The 1017-nt window shown below is 69.6% G+C and carries 1 protein-coding gene; it reads right to left on the minus strand.

Going from position 1 to position 1017, the window contains the following annotated elements; translation table 11 throughout:
- The coding region (locus ACFU7D_RS29940) for a DUF2637 domain-containing protein (protein WP_378874218.1) at positions 1-831 on the minus strand (831 nt) is incomplete at its 3' end.
- Positions 832-1017 lie beyond the last annotated feature (186 nt).

The following is a 1017-nucleotide window of genomic DNA, read 5'->3' on the forward strand; positions in this document are numbered from 1 at the left end:
GGTCGACGCCGACACGGCGGCCGACTGCCGTGATCGGCTAGAGGTGGCCGACATGTCGGCCTCAGTCGGCCCTGTCACGAGCCCCTCCACGACCTTCGTGGGAGTCGGCTCAGGAACCTGCGCCGGGCCGGATTTGTCCTGGTCAGTGGCGTGCACGTCGGCTCGTTCGCCGTCCGACTCGATGGCTGGCCGGCCGGCCGACTCGGCAGAGGCCATTTCGGCAGAGTCGGCCGACTCGGGGTTGTGGTGCAGCACCTTTGCCACGAGGTCCGATCCGAAGTAGATCGACCCGACCGGGAGCGAGGTGGCCAGCAGCACGAGGGCCCAGTTCGCGGGGTCCCAGTCGGCCAGTCGGCCCCACTGCGTCGACTCGGTGTGCAGGGTCGGTATGAGGCCGTGCACGTAGTTCAGCAGGAGGCTGGCGAGCGTGTAGGTCGCAAGGACCCGGAGCGCGAACTTCCGGTCCGCACCCGTGAGCACGAGCGTGGCGACCAGTGCGAGGGCCATCAGGCCGTCGACCACGATCGGGTAGAGCAGGGCGGCGGTGGTGTCCGCGCCGATGGTGCGGGCCACGTCGGACAGTGCGTTCCACGAGACCCGAAAGGCCATGAGGACCACGGCTACCAGCCCGAGGACCAGGGTGGTACGTGCGCCTGTCCGGCGAGCATCTCGTGGAGCAGTAGCAGGGTGATGCCGATGCGAATCGCTTCGGCCGAGGAGGGCGGTGATGCGGGCAAACAAGCGGGGTACTCCAGGTGGGCTCGGGGGCGGCGGCCTTGGCGCAGGGGAGGGCAGGGGGTGGCCGCCGTGAGGTGTGATGTCTCGTACCACTCGTCGCGTGCCTGGTCAGGACAGGTACGGGTGGCGTGGTGATGTCGACTCGACTCGTTGCGGCTCTCCCACTCGTCCCCGCGCTGACCTGCGCGGGGACGAGTGATGCGAGTGGAGTCGGGTCAGGCTGCGGTGTCGGGCAGCGGCTCATCCGCCGGCCGGGCGTCCTCGGCCACAGCCCTGGGC

It is taken from the genome of Nocardioides sp. NPDC057577, from assembly GCF_042801335.1.
In the GTDB taxonomy this organism is placed as follows: domain Bacteria; phylum Actinomycetota; class Actinomycetes; order Propionibacteriales; family Nocardioidaceae; genus Nocardioides.